14 protein-coding genes and 2 tRNA genes are annotated in these 18,182 nt (G+C 68.5%); 4 read left to right on the top strand and 12 right to left on the bottom strand.

Translation table 11 applies throughout. The features are described 5' to 3' along the window. Positions 1-19: 19 nt before the first annotated feature. From ACFPOE_RS00310 to hrcA, 9 genes are all read right to left on the bottom strand, one after another. The gene (locus ACFPOE_RS00310) at positions 20-2,215 is read right to left on the bottom strand and encodes a cellulose synthase (RefSeq protein ID WP_376847997.1); all 2,196 of its coding nucleotides are present in this window, start codon (positions 2,213-2,215) and stop codon (positions 20-22) included. A gap of 146 nt (positions 2,216-2,361) precedes the next feature. Continuing rightward, positions 2,362-4,002, bottom strand: a complete 1,641-nt coding sequence (locus tag ACFPOE_RS00315) for a DUF2334 domain-containing protein (RefSeq protein WP_376847998.1) — start codon at positions 4,000-4,002, stop codon at positions 2,362-2,364. Then, entirely contained in the window at positions 4,002-4,289 is a 288-nt protein-coding gene (locus ACFPOE_RS00320) for a hypothetical protein (protein ID WP_376847999.1), read from the bottom strand. Before ACFPOE_RS00320 ends, ACFPOE_RS00315 begins: the two co-directional genes overlap by 1 nt. 32 nt (positions 4,290-4,321) lie before the next feature. Next, complete coding sequence (gene wecB / locus ACFPOE_RS00325) at positions 4,322-5,440, bottom strand: non-hydrolyzing UDP-N-acetylglucosamine 2-epimerase (protein ID WP_376848000.1); 1,119 nt, start codon at positions 5,438-5,440, stop codon at positions 4,322-4,324. Positions 5,441-5,898: 458 nt separating this feature from the next. After that, entirely contained in the window at positions 5,899-7,485 is a 1,587-nt protein-coding gene (locus ACFPOE_RS00330; RefSeq protein ID WP_376848001.1) for a tetratricopeptide repeat protein, read from the bottom strand. A 98-nt stretch (positions 7,486-7,583) separates the two neighbouring features. Next, positions 7,584-7,660, bottom strand: a tRNA-Arg gene (locus ACFPOE_RS00335). A gap of 58 nt (positions 7,661-7,718) precedes the next feature. Next, a complete protein-coding gene (locus tag ACFPOE_RS00340) occupies positions 7,719-8,519 on the bottom strand; it encodes a MipA/OmpV family protein (RefSeq protein WP_376848002.1) in 801 nt (266 codons plus the stop codon). Between the two features lie 414 nt (positions 8,520-8,933). Beyond that, a tRNA-Ile gene (locus tag ACFPOE_RS00345) sits at positions 8,934-9,010 on the bottom strand. Between the two features lie 22 nt (positions 9,011-9,032). Continuing rightward, the gene (gene hrcA, locus ACFPOE_RS00350; RefSeq protein WP_376848003.1) at positions 9,033-10,034 is read right to left on the bottom strand and encodes a heat-inducible transcriptional repressor HrcA; all 1,002 of its coding nucleotides are present in this window, start codon (positions 10,032-10,034) and stop codon (positions 9,033-9,035) included. A gap of 41 nt (positions 10,035-10,075) precedes the next feature. Between hrcA and ACFPOE_RS00355 the strand changes: the two genes are divergently transcribed. The 4 genes from ACFPOE_RS00355 to ACFPOE_RS00370 all read left to right on the top strand — a co-directional run bounded on the left by ACFPOE_RS00355 (position 10,076) and on the right by ACFPOE_RS00370 (position 14,241). Continuing rightward, positions 10,076-10,969 carry an NAD kinase gene (locus ACFPOE_RS00355; protein WP_376848004.1) on the top strand — a complete coding sequence of 298 codons (894 nt, stop codon included), beginning with the start codon at positions 10,076-10,078 and terminating at the stop codon, positions 10,967-10,969. A gap of 3 nt (positions 10,970-10,972) precedes the next feature. Continuing rightward, the gene (gene recN / locus ACFPOE_RS00360; protein WP_376848005.1) at positions 10,973-12,634 is read left to right on the top strand and encodes a DNA repair protein RecN; all 1,662 of its coding nucleotides are present in this window, start codon (positions 10,973-10,975) and stop codon (positions 12,632-12,634) included. Further along, complete coding sequence (gene rapZ, locus ACFPOE_RS00365; RefSeq protein WP_376848006.1) at positions 12,631-13,518, top strand: RNase adapter RapZ; 888 nt, start codon at positions 12,631-12,633, stop codon at positions 13,516-13,518. Before recN ends, rapZ begins: the two co-directional genes overlap by 4 nt. Positions 13,519-13,647: 129 nt before the next feature. Next, positions 13,648-14,241 (top strand): hypothetical protein, encoded by a 594-nt coding sequence (locus ACFPOE_RS00370; RefSeq protein ID WP_376848007.1) that lies wholly within the window; start codon positions 13,648-13,650, stop codon positions 14,239-14,241. Between the two features lie 40 nt (positions 14,242-14,281). On the opposite strand, the gene mutY is transcribed toward ACFPOE_RS00370, so the two are convergent. Genes mutY through mutM form a run of 3 tightly spaced genes read right to left on the bottom strand, consistent with a single transcriptional unit; the run spans position 14,282 to position 18,151 of the window. Next, positions 14,282-15,322 (bottom strand): A/G-specific adenine glycosylase, encoded by a 1,041-nt coding sequence (mutY, locus tag ACFPOE_RS00375; RefSeq protein ID WP_376848008.1) that lies wholly within the window; start codon positions 15,320-15,322, stop codon positions 14,282-14,284. Next, positions 15,319-17,286 (bottom strand): dynamin family protein, encoded by a 1,968-nt coding sequence (locus tag ACFPOE_RS00380; protein WP_376848009.1) that lies wholly within the window; start codon positions 17,284-17,286, stop codon positions 15,319-15,321. The genes mutY and ACFPOE_RS00380 overlap by 4 nt, the downstream gene beginning before the upstream one ends. Positions 17,287-17,335: 49 nt before the next feature. Next, the gene (gene mutM, locus ACFPOE_RS00385; RefSeq protein ID WP_376848010.1) at positions 17,336-18,151 is read right to left on the bottom strand and encodes a bifunctional DNA-formamidopyrimidine glycosylase/DNA-(apurinic or apyrimidinic site) lyase; all 816 of its coding nucleotides are present in this window, start codon (positions 18,149-18,151) and stop codon (positions 17,336-17,338) included. Positions 18,152-18,182 lie beyond the last annotated feature (31 nt).

Here is an 18,182-nt window from a genome sequence, read left to right on the forward strand (position 1 = left end):
TCCTTATCCGCGGCCTTGATCACAGTTGCGCATTCGCGCTCTTGCGGCGGCGGACCCGGCTTGCGTAGACCAGCAGTGCGATGAAGAACGCGACCACCAGGATCGGCAGCAGCCACCAGTAGGTGCGCTCGAAGAACGACGGCCTGGCTTCGCGCAGCCGGCCCTGGCCGGTCGGATCCACGGTATTGACTTCGGTGCGCAGGCCGGTCGGCCCGATCACCGCGACGTTGCCGTCCGACAGCTGCATCGGCTTGTCCATCGCCGGCGCCTCGGTTCCCACCGTGCGGTAGACCGCACCGGTGTCGCTGCCGGACTTGGTGATCTCCAGCAGGCCGACGCGGTTCAGGCCGGTGACGTCGATCAGCGGCTTGTCGCCGCTGCCCGGCAGGTAGATGCGGCCGCCGTCGACCTTGACGTCGCTCTTCTTGGCGTCGGCAACCGGCACGTCGATGGCCAGGAACGGGCCGTCGATCTTGGGCTGCGTGTTGTCGGCAACCGCGCTGAACTTGGCGTTCACCGGCGACACGCCGGTGGTGGCGGCCAGGCGGATCACCCGCGGCAGCGTGGCCTGCGCGTTGTTCAGGTAGCTGGCCGGGACCAGCAGCGTGCCGCCGCTGGCGAAACGCGACATCAGGCCGGCGAAGTCGCTGCCCGCCTCGATCTTCTCCAGCAGCATGTGGCTGCTGGCCAGCACGGACACCGGATAGGGCTCGGGCGTCTCGCGGCAGCGGTCGCTCGCCAGCTGGCGGGTGAAGGAGACGCGGATGACGTTGCGGGCGGCCAGCGCATAGCGCGGGATCGGCGCGACGATGCGTTCGCGGCGGCCGGTGGCTTCCATTTCCTTGGCGCCCAGCAGCACTTCATTCATGAAGACCGAGACGATCGGCGGCGTGCGCGCGGCGCTGGGGGCGGCGGCGACGTCGATCACCAGCGTGCCCGGACCGCGGCCGTCGGCGGCCACGGCGCCGATGTCGAAGGTGGCGTTCCAGTCGGCATGGGCCAGCACGTCGAAGCTGCCCGGCTTGGCGCCGAGGTACTTGAGCGAGACGGCGGTCAGGTCGGAGCGCGGCTCGTCGGCGGCGTTGATCACGACCGACGAGGAGGCGGCAAGCTGCGTCCAGAGCTGGCCGAACAGGCCGGCGGCCTTGGCGCCGGCATCAGGGGCGATCACGATGGTCGGGCGGCCGAACACGTTGCTCAGGCGCACTTCCTTGGAGGCCAGGGGCGTGGCCCACGGGTCCAGCGACTTGGTGCGGAACTCGGTGTAGGGAGCGCTGGCATCGGCCGGCAGCTGGCCCTTCATGGCGTCGAAGCTGGCGCCCATGGCGCCGGCGAAGCTGGGGTCGGCGATCACGATGTCGGCCTGGAACGGGCCGGCGGCGCCGAGCGACATCAGGGCGCCGATCTCGGCGGCGTCCTTGATCTTGTGCATGCCGTTCTCGGTGATTCCGGCGAAGGCCGGCACGCTGCGCAGCGCCGGCGGAATGGTGATGCCGCGCATGTCGACGGTGTCGCCGACGGCCGGCAGGGCCCGGACGATGGGATGCTTGCCGGCCCGCTCGAGCGCGACGCCGACCCGCCAGGCCGTGTCGTAGGCATCGGTCGGCAGCTTGTTGGAGGCAACCAGGATGACCGGGTTGGACGGCAGCGAGGACCATGCGGTGCTCAGGTCGCGCACGGCCGATCCGTCATAGCGGTAGGTGAATTTGGTGGTCGGCTCGACGCGCAGCAGGTTGCCCGGCGTGCGCGCATCGGCACAGGTGTTCTCGCGGCCCACCGCGGTGCGCCAGTCGATGTTGAAGCGCACGAAGCCGCTGGGGCGCGGGTTGCCGTCGATCGGCAGCGCCAGGCTGGCGTCGCCGCGCTCGGCGGTGAACGGCCGCGCCGACACCGGGTAGCCGTCCACCGACAGGATCATGGTGGTGCGGCCGCCGTCGGCGCGCACGTAGTTGGCGTCCATCTGCAGTGCGGCGTTGGCCAGCGGCACGTTGGTGGGCACCGGCAGGTAGATTTCCCTGAGCGTGTCCGGGTAGCCCAGCACCACAGGCCCGGTGAACCCGAGATCGGCGAACGTCACCGTGCGCGGGATCCAGTTGTCGGCGCTCATGCGGCGGAACACGTCCGCCGGGGAGCTGCCCTGTGCTGCCGGCGCAGGCTGCGCCGCTGCCAGCATCGGAACGATCGCGACCGCGGCTGCGAGAAGCAGGCGCCGCATGGTTGGCGCCGGTTGGCACTGGAGCAATGTGTTCATGGCAGTTCTACCTTTATTGCTTTGTTGCGTGAATTTCTTGGGTGGGACTAGTCGTCGGCCGTACCACAGGCGCCTGCCACCCAAGGCAGGCGCCCGCACTCACTGACTCATTACTGCGCTTTGCTCGGCGCGATCCAGGTGTAGCCCAGCGCCGTGATTCCGTTGATCAGGCTCTGGAAGTCCGCGAAGCCCGGCGTGCCCACGTCCGGCTCCAGCCAGAACGGATGGAAGAAGAACGACGCGTAGCCGTCGCGCACCGCCAGGCCGTACTGCGCATTGGTGACGATGTCCTGCCACGTGTAGTTGTAGTTGGAGGTCGGGTCGATCGTGTGGATGTCGTATTCGATGTTGCCCAGGCTCTCGGGGATCACGCGCTGGCCGTAGTAATCCTTCTTGATCACGTAGGGATAGATCTGGCCGACCGCGAAGTCCTTGCTGACCGATGCGTTGAAGTTGGGCTGGTCGGCCGTGTAGTACACGACGCGCTGGTAGGTGGTGCTGAACACCGACGCTGCCGCCCTGGAGCTGATCGCCGACCCCTGGTAGTGCGGTGCTTCCCAGGCCACCGGCGAGTAGCCGTTGTTGACCAGGTCCTTGACCCCCGAGTTGAGCCGGCCCAGCACCCAGCTGGTCGAATCCTCGGCCACCGGCGTGTTGGCCACGATGTTCCAGAACTCGTAGTCGTCGCCGCTGACGCCGGTGTGCGGGTTCTTCATCGAACCGTACTGGTGGGTGTAGCCGTGCATCACGATTTCGGCGCCCCTGGCCTTGGCGTAGTCCAGCGACTTCTTCAGGTTGGTGGCCTGCGCCAGCGGGACGTACATCGGCGTGCCGTTGTTGTAGGCGCCCAGCGGATCGGCGTAGTAGGGGATGGTGGCGACGGAGAACGGAATGTTCTTGCCGTACAGGTAATCGGACAGCGTCTTCATCGACTGCACGGACACCAGGGCGCCCACGTCTTCCAGCCGCACCAGCGCCTGGTGGCTCTCGGGATGGTTGATGCCCAGGATGTCGTGCAGCAGGTCGGCCAGCACCAGGTAGCGGTCGCGCGGGCCGATGTAGCTGAAGGGCATGTCGGCGAAGTACCAGAACTTGCCCGAGCGCACCACGTAGGGCGCCACTTCGCCGGTCTTGGGATTGGTCACGTTGACGACGGCGCTGGCCTTGCTCGTGTCGGTGATCGCCGTGACGCCGATGTCGGGGTCGGCGTTGATGGTGTTGGAGGCGCTGTCGTACTGGTAATACTTGACGAAGGACTTGTTCTTGTAGCCCACCGTGTCGAAGAAGCCGGGCGTCGGGTTGCCCGAGTCGGGCACCGCGTTCATGCCGCGCAGGCCGGAGAAGCCGAAGCCGCGGGTCGCCTGGAAGTTGTAGGAAGAGTCCCAGGCCAGGTTCCAGATGTTGTACTTGAACCAGACCATCGTCTTCTGCGTCGCTGCGGCGTCGGACAGGAAGGCCGTGGGCAGCGAGTTGCCGTAATACGCGCCGAGGTAGAAGGTGGCGTCGTACGCGTTGAGCTTGCCTGCCGTGTAGTTCTGCACCGGCACCAGGTCCACCTGGGCGTCGAAGTGACCCAGCAGGTTCCTGAGCATGATGGCGTAACCCATGCCGAGCTTCTCGAACTGGGTGCCGGCGGGAGCGTCATACAGGACCAGCGTCTTGGGCTGGACGGTCTGCGCCTGGGCCGGCGCGAAGCCGAAGGCCAGCAGCGCCGCGATGGCGAACGCGAGGGAGCGGAGCAGGTTTTTCATCACTTGTTCCCCTTGCCGTTGCCGTTGCCGTTGTTGCCCGACACCGAGTCGTCCTTGGTCGGGTCCTTCTTGACGTTCTTGTTGTGGTGGGCGCGGTCTTCCCGCATCTGCTCCTGCTTGTCCATGCCCGGTTGCACCTTGACCAGCGCGGAGCCTGGAGGCAACGGCGGCGGCGTCACCTTGCCGGCCTGTGCGCAAGCCGAAGCGACCAGCAGGACGCAGGCCAGGCCTGCTGACAACGCCGGTCGGAGATGACCAGCCCGGATGGATTCGGTAGCGCTCTTCATGATTTGGATCTCCCTGAACGACGTAGACATGGTCACGCGACCGCCGCCTCGGGAACGGTCCCGAGCAGGTGTGCCGCAAGCGTTTCGACGATCCGGCGCGAGGCCTGGCCGTCGCCATAGGGGTTCGCGGGCTGCTGCATGCGCCGGTAGGCCAGCTCGTCATGCATCAACCTGCGGACCTCGCGAACGATCGCGGCGCGGCCGGGGCCCACCACCAGCGCGCATCCGGCTTCCACTGCTTCGGGGCGCTCGGTCTCCTCGCGCAGCACCAGCACCGGAACCCCGAAGGTCGGCGCCTCTTCCTGCAGCCCGCCGGAATCCGTCAGCACCAGCGAGGCGTTCACGAGGGCCTGCTGCATCTCGAGGTAATTCATCGGCGCGACCAGCTTCACGTTGGTGATGCCCGACAGGATGGCCTGCGCGGCGGTCTGGACCACCGGGTTGAGGTGGACCGGGAACACGATTTCCGCCGTCGGGTGCTCGCGCGCGATGTCCGCGACCGCGTGGAAGATTTCCTCCATGTCGGAGCCCCAGTGTTCGCGCCGGTGCACCGTGACCAGGATGTGGCCGCGGCCCTGCGCGTCGCGCTTGATGCCGCGGTGGTTGACGGCCCAGTGCTGGGCGTCGACCACCGTGTTGCCGGTGAGCTGGACCTTGTCCTGGGCGATGCCTTCGCTGAGCAGCGCGTCGCACGCGCGGCGCGTGGGCGCGAAGTGAAAGCGGGCCAGCCGGCTGATCATCTGGCGCAGGCCTTCTTCCGGAAACGGCCGCGACAGGTTGTAGGTGCGCAGCCCCGCTTCCACGTGGGCGATGGGAACCTGCTTGTAGAAGGCTGCCAGCGCGCCGAGGAAGGCGCTTTCCGTGTCGCCCTGCACGATGCACATGTCGAAGGGCTGCGCCGCCATCACGGCATCGAGCTGCGAGCGGCAGTCGGCGCTGAACTGCTGCAGCGACGAGCCTTCCCGCTTGAGGCGGATGTCGGGTTCGACGTCGAAGCAGCGCAGGATCTGCTCCGCCATGTCGGCATGCTGCCCGGTGTGGATCCAGCGCGTGTCGGCCCAGCCCTGCGCAACCAGCTCGTGATAGACCGGGGCCAGCTTGATGATCTCGGGGCGGGTGCCGCTGACGACGGCGATGATGGGTTTGCGCACAAGTTCCTCCGTCGGCTCTTGCGCCGGGTAAATCGTTACGGGGACACGCGTGACGTGCCCGGCCGCGGCGGTCCTCTGACCTTTGGACACATTCCCCGCATTCGCCGCTGAGCCGCCGGCACGCTGGCTTTCGCTGTTGGCGAAGGCGTCTGAAGCGGCGAGGTGGGCCATGGTGTGTGTCAGGGTGTATGTATCAAACTGGTCACCAATGTAGGTTTGGTAACGAGTTGGGTTCGACAGCCTCGCCCGCATTCAGTCGTAGGACCATGCCTACCGTTTTCAGAAGGGGGAATCGACCGGGGACCCGGCCGGCGCCGCGATTCGATGCACAAGAAAACAAGGGCCGGCGCTGGTGGGCGCAGGCCCCTTTCGGTGAGGATGGGGCTGGCAGGATTCGAACCCAAGAGCCCTTGTTCGTCCGCGCCGTCCGATGTGCTCGAAGCCGGCGCCGTGAATACCTAAGACTGAGTCGCCGCCCTCGCCATCGCACCGAGGTCCGCCCGCACGCGGGCGAGCGCCGTGCTCCAATCCCCCGCCCTTTCCTGGCGAAAGAGCCGCGCCGTCGGGTACCACGGCGAATCGCTTCGCTGCAGCATCCAGCGCCAGTCCGGCAGGTGGGGCAGCAGGATCCACACCGGCCGGCCGAGCGCGCCGGCCAGATGCGCGACGCTGGTGTCGACGGTGACGATCAGGTCGAGCGCCTCCATCACCGCGGCCGTGTCCGCGAAGTCGCGCAGCTCCGGCCCCAGGTCCACCAATCCCGGCCACCGGCTGAACGCGGCGCGATCGCTGGCGCGCACCTCGGGCTGCAAGGCGTAGAAGCGGCAGCCGTCGACAGCGATGTCGCGGAACGCTTCCAGTGCGATGGACCGGTTGCGGTCGTTCACGTGCGCGGCGTTGCCCGACCAGGTGATGCCCACGCGCAGGCCGCCCGGGCCGAGCCGTTCGCGCCAGCGGGCGACGGCGCCCGGGTCGGCGTGGACATAAGGCACGGCGGCGGGAACGGTCGCCGGCGTGGTGCCCAGCACCAGCGGCAGGCTCATGAGGGGAAGCTGGAAGTCCATGGCGGGGAGCGGCGCGTCTTCGTCCACCAGCGTGCAGTTGGGCGCAAGGCTGTCCGCCACCAGCGGGATCAGTTGCGGCGGCAGGTGCAGCAAAACCGTGCCGGCCCGCCCCGCGACATCGGGCAGGAAGCGGATGAACTGCAGGCTGTCGCCGAAACCTTGCTCGGCATGCAGGAAGATGGTTCGGCCTTGCAGCGTTTCGCCCTGCCAGCGTGGCTGCGGCAGCTGCACCACCTTGCGCGAGTACACCGGGTGGCGCAGGCGCCACTCGTGTTCCGACCAGCCGGCGGCGAAGTCGCCCAGCAGCAGGCACGCCATCGAAAGCGCCCAGTGCAGCTCGGGGTCGTCGGGACAATGGCGCAACGCTTCACGGCCCGCAACCACCGCCTCCGGCAGCCGCAGGCCTTCGATCAACAGGCTGACCCGGCGCATGGCCGCATCGGCCGAAGCCGGGTTGGCCCGCAGCACTGCATCGAGCTGCGCGAGCTGGTCGTCCACCTGAGCCGACCGCTGCCGTGCCCACTGCGCCGCTTCGTCATGGCGACCCAGCCGGTGCAGCGTCAGGATCGCGTCCGCCAGCGGCTCGAGGAATCCGGGCTTGCGGCCCGCCGCGGCTTCGAATGCGGCCACGGCCTGCTCGGGCTGGCCCAGCTCCAGCAGCGCGCGGCCCAGCAGGTACTGGGCATCATGGGCAAAGCCGTCGCCCCGCCGCTCCAGGGCCAGCGCCTCGCGCATCCGCGTGGCCGCCTCGCCGAACCTGGCTTGCTCCATCAGCGCGAAGCCGTGGTTCAGGCGTGCCAGCGGATCGCCCGGCTCGGCGTCCACGGCCTGCTGGTAGCACCGCGCCGCCTCGTCGATCTGGCCCGCGGCCAGCGCGGCGTTGCCGCGCGCGCGCCAGTCGATGCGCGCAGCCGCCGGCGGCGCCGGCGCCGCGTGTGCGGGCTTGCGCAGTCCCGCGAGCTTGTCTTGCAGCCATCCCATTCGCGGTGGATTATGGGGCCCGCCTGCGCAAGGCCGCGCCCAAAGAAAAACAGCCTAGGGGCTTGCGCCTCTAAGCTGATCTTCTAGAACCGAAATTCTGGTGCGGCTGGCAGGAATTGAACCCACGACCCCTTGGTTCGTAGCCAAGTACTCTATCCAACTGAGCTACAGCCGCGTAAGCCCGAAATTATAGCAGTTCTCCGGCCAGGTTCTGCAGGCCGTCCCTGCGCGAATCAAAGCCGGTACGCCAGGCCCGCGCTGACGTAGTTGTTGGAGCGGCGCTGCGCCAGCGGGCTGTGCACGGCATCGCCGTTCAGGCGCCGGTGCTCGATGCTGCCCACCACCACCCACTTCGGCGCCAGGTCCACGGACCACAAGAGGCCTGCACTCGTATTGAGCAAGCCGCTGCCCGGCGCGAACCCGGGCAGGCCGGTGCTGGAAGACTGCTGCGCCGTCACGCCATAGTAGGCATCGGTCGCCTTGGCGTCGGCCCACACTGCCTGGCCGAACACGCCGGCGGAGAAGCGGCCGCCGTGGAACACCCCGACGCTCAGGCGCAGGTCCAGTTGCGTGCCCAGCTCCGACTTGAGGTTCTTTCGCACGCGCCCCAGCAGCGTGAACGGCGCCGGCCCGACCTTGTCGTCCCACTCCATCTGCAGGCCGATCGAGCCGCCGCGGCTGATGTCGGCGACGTTGTGGTTCTGGAGGAATCCCGACTCGCCGGCCTGGCGGCCCGGCTCGTAGGCCAGCTGTGCCCCGGCATACAGGCCCGAGGTCAGCGCGATCCGCGCACCCGCTTCCAGCACGCCCTGGGTCGAGCGCACGAACAGCGGCTGGCCGAAGTAGCGCACCACCGGGACCAGTTCGGTGCGCTGCGACCCGGAGCCGTCGTAGGCGGGCCGCGACCGCAAGCCCGGACCGATCAGCGCCTCGTTGGTCAGTTCCGCCGACGCGGCCAGCGGCACCAGGACCGCACAGGCCAGGCCGGCCGTCCGCACTGCGCGATGGACCCGCGATCTTGCTGAAAACGTCATGGTTTGCTTTCGAGATGGGCCCGCGCGCCGCGCAAGGAATGGCAAGTCGACGGATCTTAGCGAGTCCCCGCGCCGGATGGGGACCGAGCACCCCAATCGCCGGCAAGCGATCAGGGGCGCACCTAGGCCCAGCCCTGCTGCTGCTTCTCGAAGGAACGCCTCAAGGAAGATGTGGTGCTGGAATTGGTCATGGAAATCTCCTCTGGGTTGGACGATGCATTAGCGAACACTGATATCGTCCGGCCGGAAAGGCAGCCGGTCGAAGTGAAAACCTCTGGACGGACCCCATGGCCTTGCCGGGGCAGAATATATTGGGGTTGTGCGGACGGCCGCGAGGCGGGGAAGACGGGCGCTTGGCAGCGGCACTCGCAAGCTGCGGATCCGTCCGCCGCTCCTGGTCCGACAAGCAGGTGTTGGTAGGACGTGTTGGACTTGAACCAACGACCAAAGGATTATGAGTCCTCTGCTCTAACCAGCTGAGCTAACGTCCCGCCAACGGCGATTGTATGAGTGCTACTTCTGGTGGCTCAGGGCGTTGCTCACCAGGCGCGCGGTGATGTCCACGATCTGGATCATGCGGTCGTACGGCATGCGCGTGGGGCCGATCACGCCCAGCGTGCCCACCACCTGGCCGTCCACCTGGTAGGGCGAACTGACGATCGACAGCTCCTCGAACGGCACGACCTGGCTTTCGCCGCCGATGTAGATGCGCACGCCGGCCGCCTGGCTGGACACCTCCAGCAGCCGCATCAGCTGCGTCTTCTGCTCGAACAGGTCGAAGGCGCGCCGCAGGTGGCTCATGTCGCCGGAAAAATCGCTGACCGACAGCAGGTTGCGCTCGCCCGAGATCACCACCTCGTCCTGCTCGCTGAGCGCCTCGGAGCTCGCCTGCACCGCCGTCTGCATCAACTGGCCGATCTCGCTGCGCAGGCTTTCCACCTCGGTCTTCAGGCGCTCGCGCACCTGCTCGATCTCCATGCCGGCGTAGTTCGCGTTCAGGAAGTTGGACGCCTCGATCAGCTGGCTCTGGGTGTAATCGGTGGCGGTGAACACCACGCGGTTCTGCACGTCGCCCTCCGGCGACACGATGATCACCAGGAAACGCTTCTCCGACAGCCGCAGGAACTCGATGTGGCGGAACACCGAGGTGCGGCGCGGCGCCATCACCACGCCGACGAACTGCGACAGGTTCGACAGCAGCTGCGCGGCGTTGTTGATCACCTTCTGCGGCTGGTCGGCCGCCAGGCTGGGCGTGGCCAGCTCGCCGCGCTCCGCGGTGAGCATGGTGTCCACGAACAGGCGGTAGCCGCGCGCCGTCGGCACGCGGCCGGCGGAGGTGTGGGGGCTGGCGATCAGGCCCATCTCCTCCAGGTCCGACATCACGTTGCGGATGGTGGCCGGCGACAGGTCCAGCCCGGACGCGCGCGAGAGGGTTCGCGAACCCACGGGCGTGCCGTCGGCGATGTATCGCTCGACCAGCGCTTTCAACAACAGCTTGGCACGATCATCGAGCATGATTTAAGGGCTTTCTGGGATTTTAATGATGTAATTTGCCAATGAAATCCCAATTCCGCCAGGTCGCTCTGATCGGCAAGTACCCCACCGCGGTATCGGGAACGATGGCCGGCGCCGCGCGCGCCGCGCTGGAAGACATCGCTCAATTTCTCGCGTCCAGCGGCTGCGAGGTGGTGCTGGAGGAAGCAACCGCCGCCAACAACGCCATCAGCGGATACCGGACGCTGGACGTGGCGGGCATCGGCAAGCAGTGCGACCTGGGCCTGGTGGTCGGCGGCGACGGCACGATGCTGGGCATCGGCAGGCAGCTGGCGAAATTCGACGTGCCGCTGATCGGCATCAACCAGGGCCGCCTGGGCTTCATCACCGACATTCCCCTTGAAAATTACCGCGCCACGCTCACCCCGATGCTACGCGGAGAATACGAGGAAGACCAGCGCAGCCTGATCCAGGCACAGGTCATGCGCGACGGCGAATGCGTGTTCGACGCGCTGGCGATGAACGACGTGGTCGTCAACCGCGGCGCGACCTCGGGCATGGTGGAGCTGCGCGTCGAGGTGGACGGGCACTTCGTCTCCAACCAGCGCGCCGACGGCCTGATCGTCGCCTCGCCCACCGGCTCCACCGCCTATTCGCTGTCGGCCGGCGGTCCGCTGCTGCATCCTTCGATCCACGGCTTCGTGCTGGTGCCGATCGCGCCGCACACGCTGTCCAACCGCCCGATCGTGCTGTCGGACTCGGCGCAGATCGCCATCGAGGTGGTCTCCGGCCGCGACGCCAGCGCCAATTTCGACATGCAGTCGTTGGCCTCGCTGCTGCACGGGGACCGCATCATGGTGCGGCGCTCCGAGCACCGGGTGCGCTTCCTGCATCCCAGGGGCTGGAGCTACTTCGACACCCTGCGCGGCAAGCTTCACTGGAACGAAGGCGGCTAGCCCATGGGCCTCAAACGCATCGCCCTGCGCGACTTCGTCATCGTGCGCGAGCTGGAGCTGGAGCTGTCGTCCGGCTTCAGCGTGCTGACCGGAGAAACCGGCGCCGGCAAGTCGATCCTGGTGGACGCCCTGCAGCTGGCGCTGGGTGCGCGCGCGGACGCCGGCGTGGTGCGCGAAGGCGCGGCCCGGGCCGACATCAGCGCCGAATTCGACCTGCCCTCCTCGCTGGTCCCCTGGCTGGAAGAAGCCGGCTTCGAATCGCAGGAATTGCTGCTGCGCCGCAGCATCGACTGCCAGGGCAAGAGCCGCGCCTGGATCAACGGCGGTCCGGCCACCGCCACGCAGCTGCGCGAGCTCGGCGAGCAGCTGGTGGACATCCACGGCCAGCACGCCTGGCAGAGCCTGACCCGGCCCGACGCGGTGCGCGACCTGCTGGACGCCTATTCGGGTGTCGGCACCCAGCGCCTGCAGCAGTTCTGGCAGGCCTGGCGCGCGGCGCAGAAGGACCTGCAGGACGCCCGCTCGGCGCAGGATTCGCTGCAGCGCGAGCGCGAGCGGCTGGCCTGGCAGATCGGCGAGGTGGAGAAGCTTGCGCCCGGCGACAACGAGTGGGACGAACTCAACACCGACCACACCCGGCTGGCCAACGCGCAGGGCCTGCTGCAGGCGGCGCAGCTGGCGCTGGACGCGCTGGCCGGCGAGGAAGGCGCAGCCGCCTCGCGGCTGTCGCAGGCGCACTGGGCACTGCAGGCGCACGAGCACGTGGAGCCCGAATTCGCCGCGCTGGCCGCCGTGCTGGCGTCCAGCCTGGCGCAGGCGGAAGACGCGGCGCATTCGCTGGGCGCCTACCTGCGCAAGACCGACCTGGATCCGGCGCGGCTGGCGGAGCTGGACGAACGGATGGCGCTGTGGATGTCGCTGGCGCGCCGCTACAAGCGCACGCCGGCCGAACTGCCCGGCCTGCTGGCGGGCTGGAAGGAAGAACTGGCACGCCTCGATGCCGCTGCCGACCTGGCCGCGATCGAGGCCGCGGAGAAGAAGGCGGCCGATGCCTACATGGCCGAGGCGCGTGGCCTGTCCAAGGCGCGCGCCAAGGCCGCGCCGCAGCTGGCCAAGGCGATCACGCTGGCGATGCAGGGCCTGGGCATGCAGGGTGGGCGCTTCGAGGTGGCGCTGGAGAAGGCGCAGCATCCCACCGCCAGCGGACTGGAAGAGGTTTCCTTCCTGGTGGCCGGCCATGCGGGTTCGACGCCGCGCCCGGTCGGCAAGGTCGCGTCCGGCGGCGAGCTGTCTCGCATCGCGCTGGCCATCGCGGTGACCACCAGCCAGCTGGGCACGGCGCAGACCCTGATCTTCGACGAAGTGGATGCAGGCGTCGGCGGCGCGGTGGCGGAGACGGTGGGCCGCCTGATGAAGCAGCTGGGCCGGGACCGGCAGGTGCTTGCCGTCACCCACCTGCCGCAGGTGGCAGCCTGCGCCGACCATCATCTGGTCGTGGCCAAGCAAAGCGCCGGTGCCACCGTGGTCAGTTCGGTGGCCGCCGTCCACGGCGAGCAGCGGGTGGCCGAGGTTGCGCGGATGCTCGGCGGCGAGCGGCTGTCCGGCACCACCCTGGCCCACGCAAAGGAAATGCTGGGCGAAGCCAGCGCGAATTCCCGGCCATGACGCTGGAGGCCGTCCTCATCACCGGCATGTCGGGCTCCGGCAAATCGGTGGCCCTGCGCGCGCTGGAGGACGCCGGCTATTACTGCGTCGACAACCTGCCGCCGGAGCTGCTGCTGTCCTTCGTCGCGCTCGAATTGCAGAACAACGCGCAGCGGGTTGCGATCGCGATGGACGTGCGCAGCGCCACGTCGCTGCCGCTGGTGCCCGCGCAGCTCAAGGAACTGCGCAGCCAGGGCGTGATCGTGCGGCCGCTGTTCCTGGACGCCACCACGGACACGCTGGTGCGGCGCTTCTCCGAGACCAGGCGCCGCCATCCGCTATCGAGCAGCCGCGCCGCCAGCGACGGCGACGAGCCGGGCACGGACCGCCAGCACGCGCTGGTGGACGCGATCGAGCTGGAGCGCGAACTGCTCTCGGACCTGCGCGAGCAGGCGCACGTGATCGACACCAGCGTCATCCGGCCCTCGCAGCTGCAGGCGCACGTCAAGTCGCTGCTGTCCGCGCCCGCCAGCCAGCTCACGCTGGTGTTCGAATCGTTCGCCTTCAAGCGCGGCATCCCGGTGGACGCGGACTACGTGTTCGACGTGCGCATGCTGCCCAATCCGCATTACGAGGCCGCGCTGCGCGACCTGACCGGCCGCGACCAGGACGTGATCGCCTTCCTGGAGAAGCAGCCGGACGTGGAGACGATGTACAAGCAGATCGAGCAGTTCCTGTCCCACTGGCTGGGCCCGCTGGCGCGCGACCACCGCAGCTACGTCACCGTGGCGATCGGCTGCACCGGCGGCCAGCACCGCTCGGTGTACCTGGTGGAAAGGCTCGCCGCCCATTTCGGCGAAAGCTGGATCACGCTCAAGCGGCATCGCGAGCTGGACGTGGGCTAGGGCCGGCGGCACCGGCAAGAGTCGTTCTTGGCCTACAGCGGCACCGGGCATTGGCTGAGGCTGGGCCGCCGCGGCGCTTCGTAAATTGGCGCCCAAAGCCGGAGCACCGCCCGCACCAAGGAGCCGACGATGGACGTTTCACTGCGCCAATGGCCGATCTTCGTGACCGGCCTGCTGCTGGGGGCCGCGGGCACGATGTCGCTGGGCCTGCACCATCCGACCCAGGCGGAACTGGCGGCAGCTGCGCCCCCGGTGACCGCCGCCAGGCCAGCCGCAACTCCGGTGGCTGCCGCCTCCGCACCAGCCGCTCCCATTGCGCAGGCGACGCCGGACGCCGGCAGCGCCGAGCGCGCCGACGAGCAGATGCGTGCGGCGGGCGAAGCGTTCCGGCAGCAGGAGGCGCAGGCTGCGCTGTCGGCGCCGTTCGCAGTCGCAGTCGCCACGCCCCCGAAACCCAGGGTCCGCCGGATCGTCAAGGAAGCGCAAGAGCCCGTCATCGCGGCCTCGCCGGCCGCCGAAGCGCCGATCGCAATCGCTCCGACGACGCTTGCGCAGCAGTCCGAACCGCTCGCCAGGCCGCGCTCCGCTACATCGGTGATGGGCGCGGCACCGGCGCCGGCGCCTCGCCGCGAACCGGCCGAAGCGACGGCTCAGCCGGTGCAGGCCGCGCGCGGCTCGGCGCATGCAGCCGAGGGCAGCGACGCCAGCGCGCAATCGGAATAAGCGCACTGGCCGGTTGCCGCCGTACCGACATCGCGCCGGGTCAGGCCGACAGCAGCTTGCGGATCGGCGCCGGCAAGCCGAGCGCAGTCCACTGCGCGGCGTCGAACCAGCCACCGGACTTCGGATCCAGGGCCGGCTCCTGCAACTGCGCGCCGACCGGATGCAGGTACAAGTCCTTGTGCGTGAGCACGTGCAGGAAGGCAGGATCGTCCGTGAGTGCGGAGCGTGCTCCTGCCGGCAGCGCCGCCTCGAGCTCGTCGCGGCTGGCGAACACCGGCAGGCAATACAGGCCCGCCCAGATGCCGCTGGCCGGCCGCTTTTCCAGCCACACCGCGCCCTCGGGCGAACGCGCGTGCAGCAGCCACAGCGACTGCGCGCTGCGCTTGAGCTTGCGGGTCTTGACCGGATAGTCCTGCGCCCGTCCCTGGCGGCGCGCGCTGCACGGATCGCTGACCGGGCACAACAGGCACTGCGGGTTGCGCTGCAGGCAGACGGTGGCGCCCAGGTCCATCAAGCCCTGGGTATAGGCGGGCATCTGTTCCTCGCAGCCATGGGCGGGCAGCAGCGTCTCGGCGTGTCCCCACAGTTCCCGCTCGCTGGCGGCCACGGCCAGGTCCTTGTCGAAACCCAGCACCCGCGTGAGCACCCGCTTGACGTTGCCGTCCAGGATGGCGACGCGCTCGCCGAAGCAGAAGGAAGCGATCGCGGCGGCGGTGGAGCGGCCGATGCCGGGCAGGGTGGCGAGCACTGCGGCAGTGGAAGGAAATTCCCCCCCATGCTCGGCGACCACCTGCTGCGCGCAACGGTGCAGGTTGCGCGCGCGGCTGTAATAGCCCAGGCCGCTCCAGAGCGACATCACCTCGTCGTCGCCGGCGGCGGCCAGCGCGGCGACGTCCGGAAAGCGGTCCAGAAAGCGTGCGTAGTAGTCCAGCACCACCGAGACCTGCGTCTGCTGCAGCATGATCTCCGACAGCCAGACCCGGTACGGGTCCCTGGTGGCCTGCCAGGGCAATCCGCTGCGGCCATGGCTTTGCTGCCACCGGACCACGCGGCCGGCAAACTCCCCGGCCTGCGATGTCATGCGGTCTGGCGCTGCGGCTCCATCGCCGCGGCGTTGGCGGCGGGAGCTTCGGTCAGATGGCTGGTCAGCTCCGCCAGCTTGGCGTCCAGTTCGTCCAGCGCCGCTTCCTGCGCCGTGATCTCCGCGATGCGGTCGTCCAGGCCGCTGGCGGCCTGCTGGATGCGCTCGATCGCTTCCAGCCGGCGGCCGAAGTTGCGCCGGCGTTCGCGCAGCTGGGCGTCGAGCTGGGCGGCGGCCGACTTGTTCCACAGCTCCACTTCGGCCAGCGCCGATTCGTAGACCATGCGCAGCCGCGTGCCCAGCGCGCGCACCAGGCGGTCCGCGAACTCAGGCTGCGCCAGCCGCAGCGCGTTGGCGACGCCCAGATACTGGTTGTGGCTGCGCTCCACCAGCTCCAGGTCGCGGGCGTAGCGCGCCAGGTCCGGCTCCTTGGGCGCCTGCAGCGAGAAGCCGTATTCGGTGTTGAGCTGGCGGAACGTTCCGGTCAGCATCGACTGGATGTCGCCGCTGGTGGACTGGGCCCGCTGCAGGCCGGCGCGCAGGCGGTCGAAGGTGAGCGTGTAGGCGCGCTTGACGCCCAGCTTGAGGCCCGGCGTGCGCAGGGCCTTGGTCAGCTCCGCCATCTCGGCCTTCAGCGTGCTGGTGCCCAGCAGGGTGAACACTTCGCGCAGCAGCTTGAGGTGCACCGAGCGCACCGCGTGGATCTTGGCGCCGCTGATGTCGAACTCGCCCTGCTCCTGCTCGATGCGCGCGCGCATGTGCCGGATCACGGAGGTGTTCTTGCCGCGCAGGCCCTTGAGCTCGATCATCTGCTCGGCCAGGTCGCGGCGGCGGATGTTGATGGCGCGCATCGCCTCCACCCGCAGCTCGCCGATGCCCGTGGTGACGCTGTGGCGCAGGATCCTCTGGCGCTGGCCCAGCACGCCGTCGCTCAGCGCCCGCTCCAGCGCCGGCAGGTTGCTGGCCTGCAGCAGCGCCGCGTCGTTGTTGACCTTGGCCACCAGGCCCTTTTGCGCCGACACCGGGATCACCTGGTCCAGCCGCAGGCCCAGGATCTCGGCCGAGGTGGCGCGCTGGCGGTCGATCTGCGCCTGCACCTGGGCCTGGGTGCTGAGCGAATCCCACATCGTGTCGATCTTGTTGAGCACCACCAGGCGGGAATCCGAACCCGCCTCCTCGGAGTCGCTGATCAGGTGTTCGCGCCAGATCGCCAGGTCGGACTTGGTCACGCCGGTGTCCGCCCCCAGGATGAACACCACGGCATGCGCTTGCGGGATCAGGTTGACCGTCAGTTCCGGCTCGGCGCCGATCGCGTTCAGGCCGGGCGTGTCCAGGATCACCAGCCCCTGCTTGAGCAGCGGATGCGCGATGTTGATCAGCGCGTGGCGCCAGCGCGGCACTTCCACCAGCCCGTTGGAGGCCAGCATCGGATTGTCTTCGGGCGAGTCGTCGTGCCAGAAGCCCAGCGCCTTGGCGTCGTCGACGGTGACGTGGCGCACTTCCGAGACCTTCTCGAACGCCTGCGCCAGCTGCGCCGGATCGTTGACGTCCAGGTCCACCCGGATCCACTTTTCCGGCACCATCCGCCATTCCATCAGGGGCTGCGGCTGCAGCCGCGTCTCGATTGGGAGCAGCCGCAGGCAGGGCGGCACGCCGCCGTCGTAGCCCAGCTCGGTGGGGCACATGGTGGTGCGGCCGGCGCTGGCGGGCATGATGCGGCGCTTGTAGCCGGCAAAGAAGATCGCGTTGATCAGCTCCGACTTGCCGCGGGAAAACTCGGCGACGAAGGCCACCATGACCTTGTCCGAGCGCATCTGGGTCTCGAGGCGGCGCAGCCGCTCTTCCACCGCCGCGTCGAGCAGCTCGTGGTCCTTGAGCCATTCCGACAGCAGTTTCAGCCGCAAGGCGAACTCGCGGCGCCAGATGCCGTACTGGTCGAATTGGTCGTTGAAGGAAGTGCCCACTAAGCCCCCAGTGTGGCGTCCAATATAGCATCCACCCCTGCGGGCGTCCTCATGCTTTCTGACAGGTCGGGCAGAAGTACGTTGCTCTCTGGCCCTGACGGATCTGCCGGATCGGGGTGCCGCAGACGCGGCACGGCTGGCCCTTGCGGTCGTACACCATCGCTTCCAGCTGGAAGTAGCCGGACTGGCCATCGGTGTTGGAAAAATCCCGCAAGGTGCTTCCGCCCTTCTTCACCGCCTTGGCCAGCACCTCGCGCACGGCCTGCAGCAAACGCGCGGCCCGCGGGCGGCTGATGCGCGCAGACGACAGCGTCGGACGGATCCCGGCCATGAAGAGCGCCTCGGACGCGTAGATGTTGCCGACGCCGACCACCAGGTCGCCGGCCAGCAGCACCTGCTTGACCGGCGCCTTGCGGCGCTTGAGGCCGGCGTGGAAGGCCTCCAGCAGGAATTCATGGCCGAGCGGCTCCACGCCCAGGCCGCCCAGCAGCTTGCTCGCCGCCGGCGACGACTCGCTGTCCGCGTAAACCACGGCGCCGAAGCGGCGCGGATCGTTCAGGCGCAACGAACCCTGCGTGGTGACGAGGTCGAAATGGTCGTGCCCGCCCGGCTGCGGCAGGCTGCGCACGAAGCGCAGGCTCCCCGACATTCCCAGGTGCAGCAGCAGCAGGCCGCGGTCCAGGTCGACCAGCAGGTACTTGCCGCGCCGGCGCACTCCGGTGACCGTTCGCCCGGCCAACTGCGCGGGGTCCAGCCCCAGCGGCCAGCGCAGCGGCTTGCCCATTCGCACCGATTCGATCCGGGCGCCGGCGATGCGGTCGGCAAAACCCAGGCGGGTGACCTCGACTTCTGGCAGTTCAGGCATAGGGGCGTGGGGCTTGGATTATTATGGTTCG

Source organism: Caenimonas terrae, assembly GCF_042655405.1.
Lineage (GTDB): Bacteria > Pseudomonadota > Gammaproteobacteria > Burkholderiales > Burkholderiaceae_C > Ramlibacter > Ramlibacter terrae_A.

Excerpts from the sequence above, each read along its gene's own strand:
- hrcA (WP_376848003.1), bottom strand. The coding sequence starts at position 10,034 with ATGCTCGATGATCGTGCCAAGCTGTTGTTGAAAGCGCTGGTCGAGCGA.
- ACFPOE_RS00320 (WP_376847999.1), bottom strand. The coding sequence starts at position 4,289 with ATGAAGAGCGCTACCGAATCCATCCGGGCTGGTCATCTCCGACCGGCG.
- mutM (WP_376848010.1), bottom strand. The coding sequence starts at position 18,151 with ATGCCTGAACTGCCAGAAGTCGAGGTCACCCGCCTGGGTTTTGCCGAC.
- ACFPOE_RS00330 (WP_376848001.1), bottom strand. The coding sequence starts at position 7,485 with ATGGGATGGCTGCAAGACAAGCTCGCGGGACTGCGCAAGCCCGCACAC.
- ACFPOE_RS00310 (WP_376847997.1), bottom strand. The coding sequence starts at position 2,215 with ATGCGGCGCCTGCTTCTCGCAGCCGCGGTCGCGATCGTTCCGATGCTG.
- ACFPOE_RS00315 (WP_376847998.1), bottom strand. The coding sequence starts at position 4,002 with ATGAAAAACCTGCTCCGCTCCCTCGCGTTCGCCATCGCGGCGCTGCTG.
- ACFPOE_RS00355 (WP_376848004.1), top strand. The coding sequence starts at position 10,076 with ATGAAATCCCAATTCCGCCAGGTCGCTCTGATCGGCAAGTACCCCACC.
- ACFPOE_RS00370 (WP_376848007.1), top strand. The coding sequence starts at position 13,648 with ATGGACGTTTCACTGCGCCAATGGCCGATCTTCGTGACCGGCCTGCTG.
- recN (WP_376848005.1), top strand. The coding sequence starts at position 10,973 with ATGGGCCTCAAACGCATCGCCCTGCGCGACTTCGTCATCGTGCGCGAG.
- rapZ (WP_376848006.1), top strand. The coding sequence starts at position 12,631 with ATGACGCTGGAGGCCGTCCTCATCACCGGCATGTCGGGCTCCGGCAAA.
- mutY (WP_376848008.1), bottom strand. The coding sequence starts at position 15,322 with ATGACATCGCAGGCCGGGGAGTTTGCCGGCCGCGTGGTCCGGTGGCAG.
- ACFPOE_RS00340 (WP_376848002.1), bottom strand. The coding sequence starts at position 8,519 with ATGACGTTTTCAGCAAGATCGCGGGTCCATCGCGCAGTGCGGACGGCC.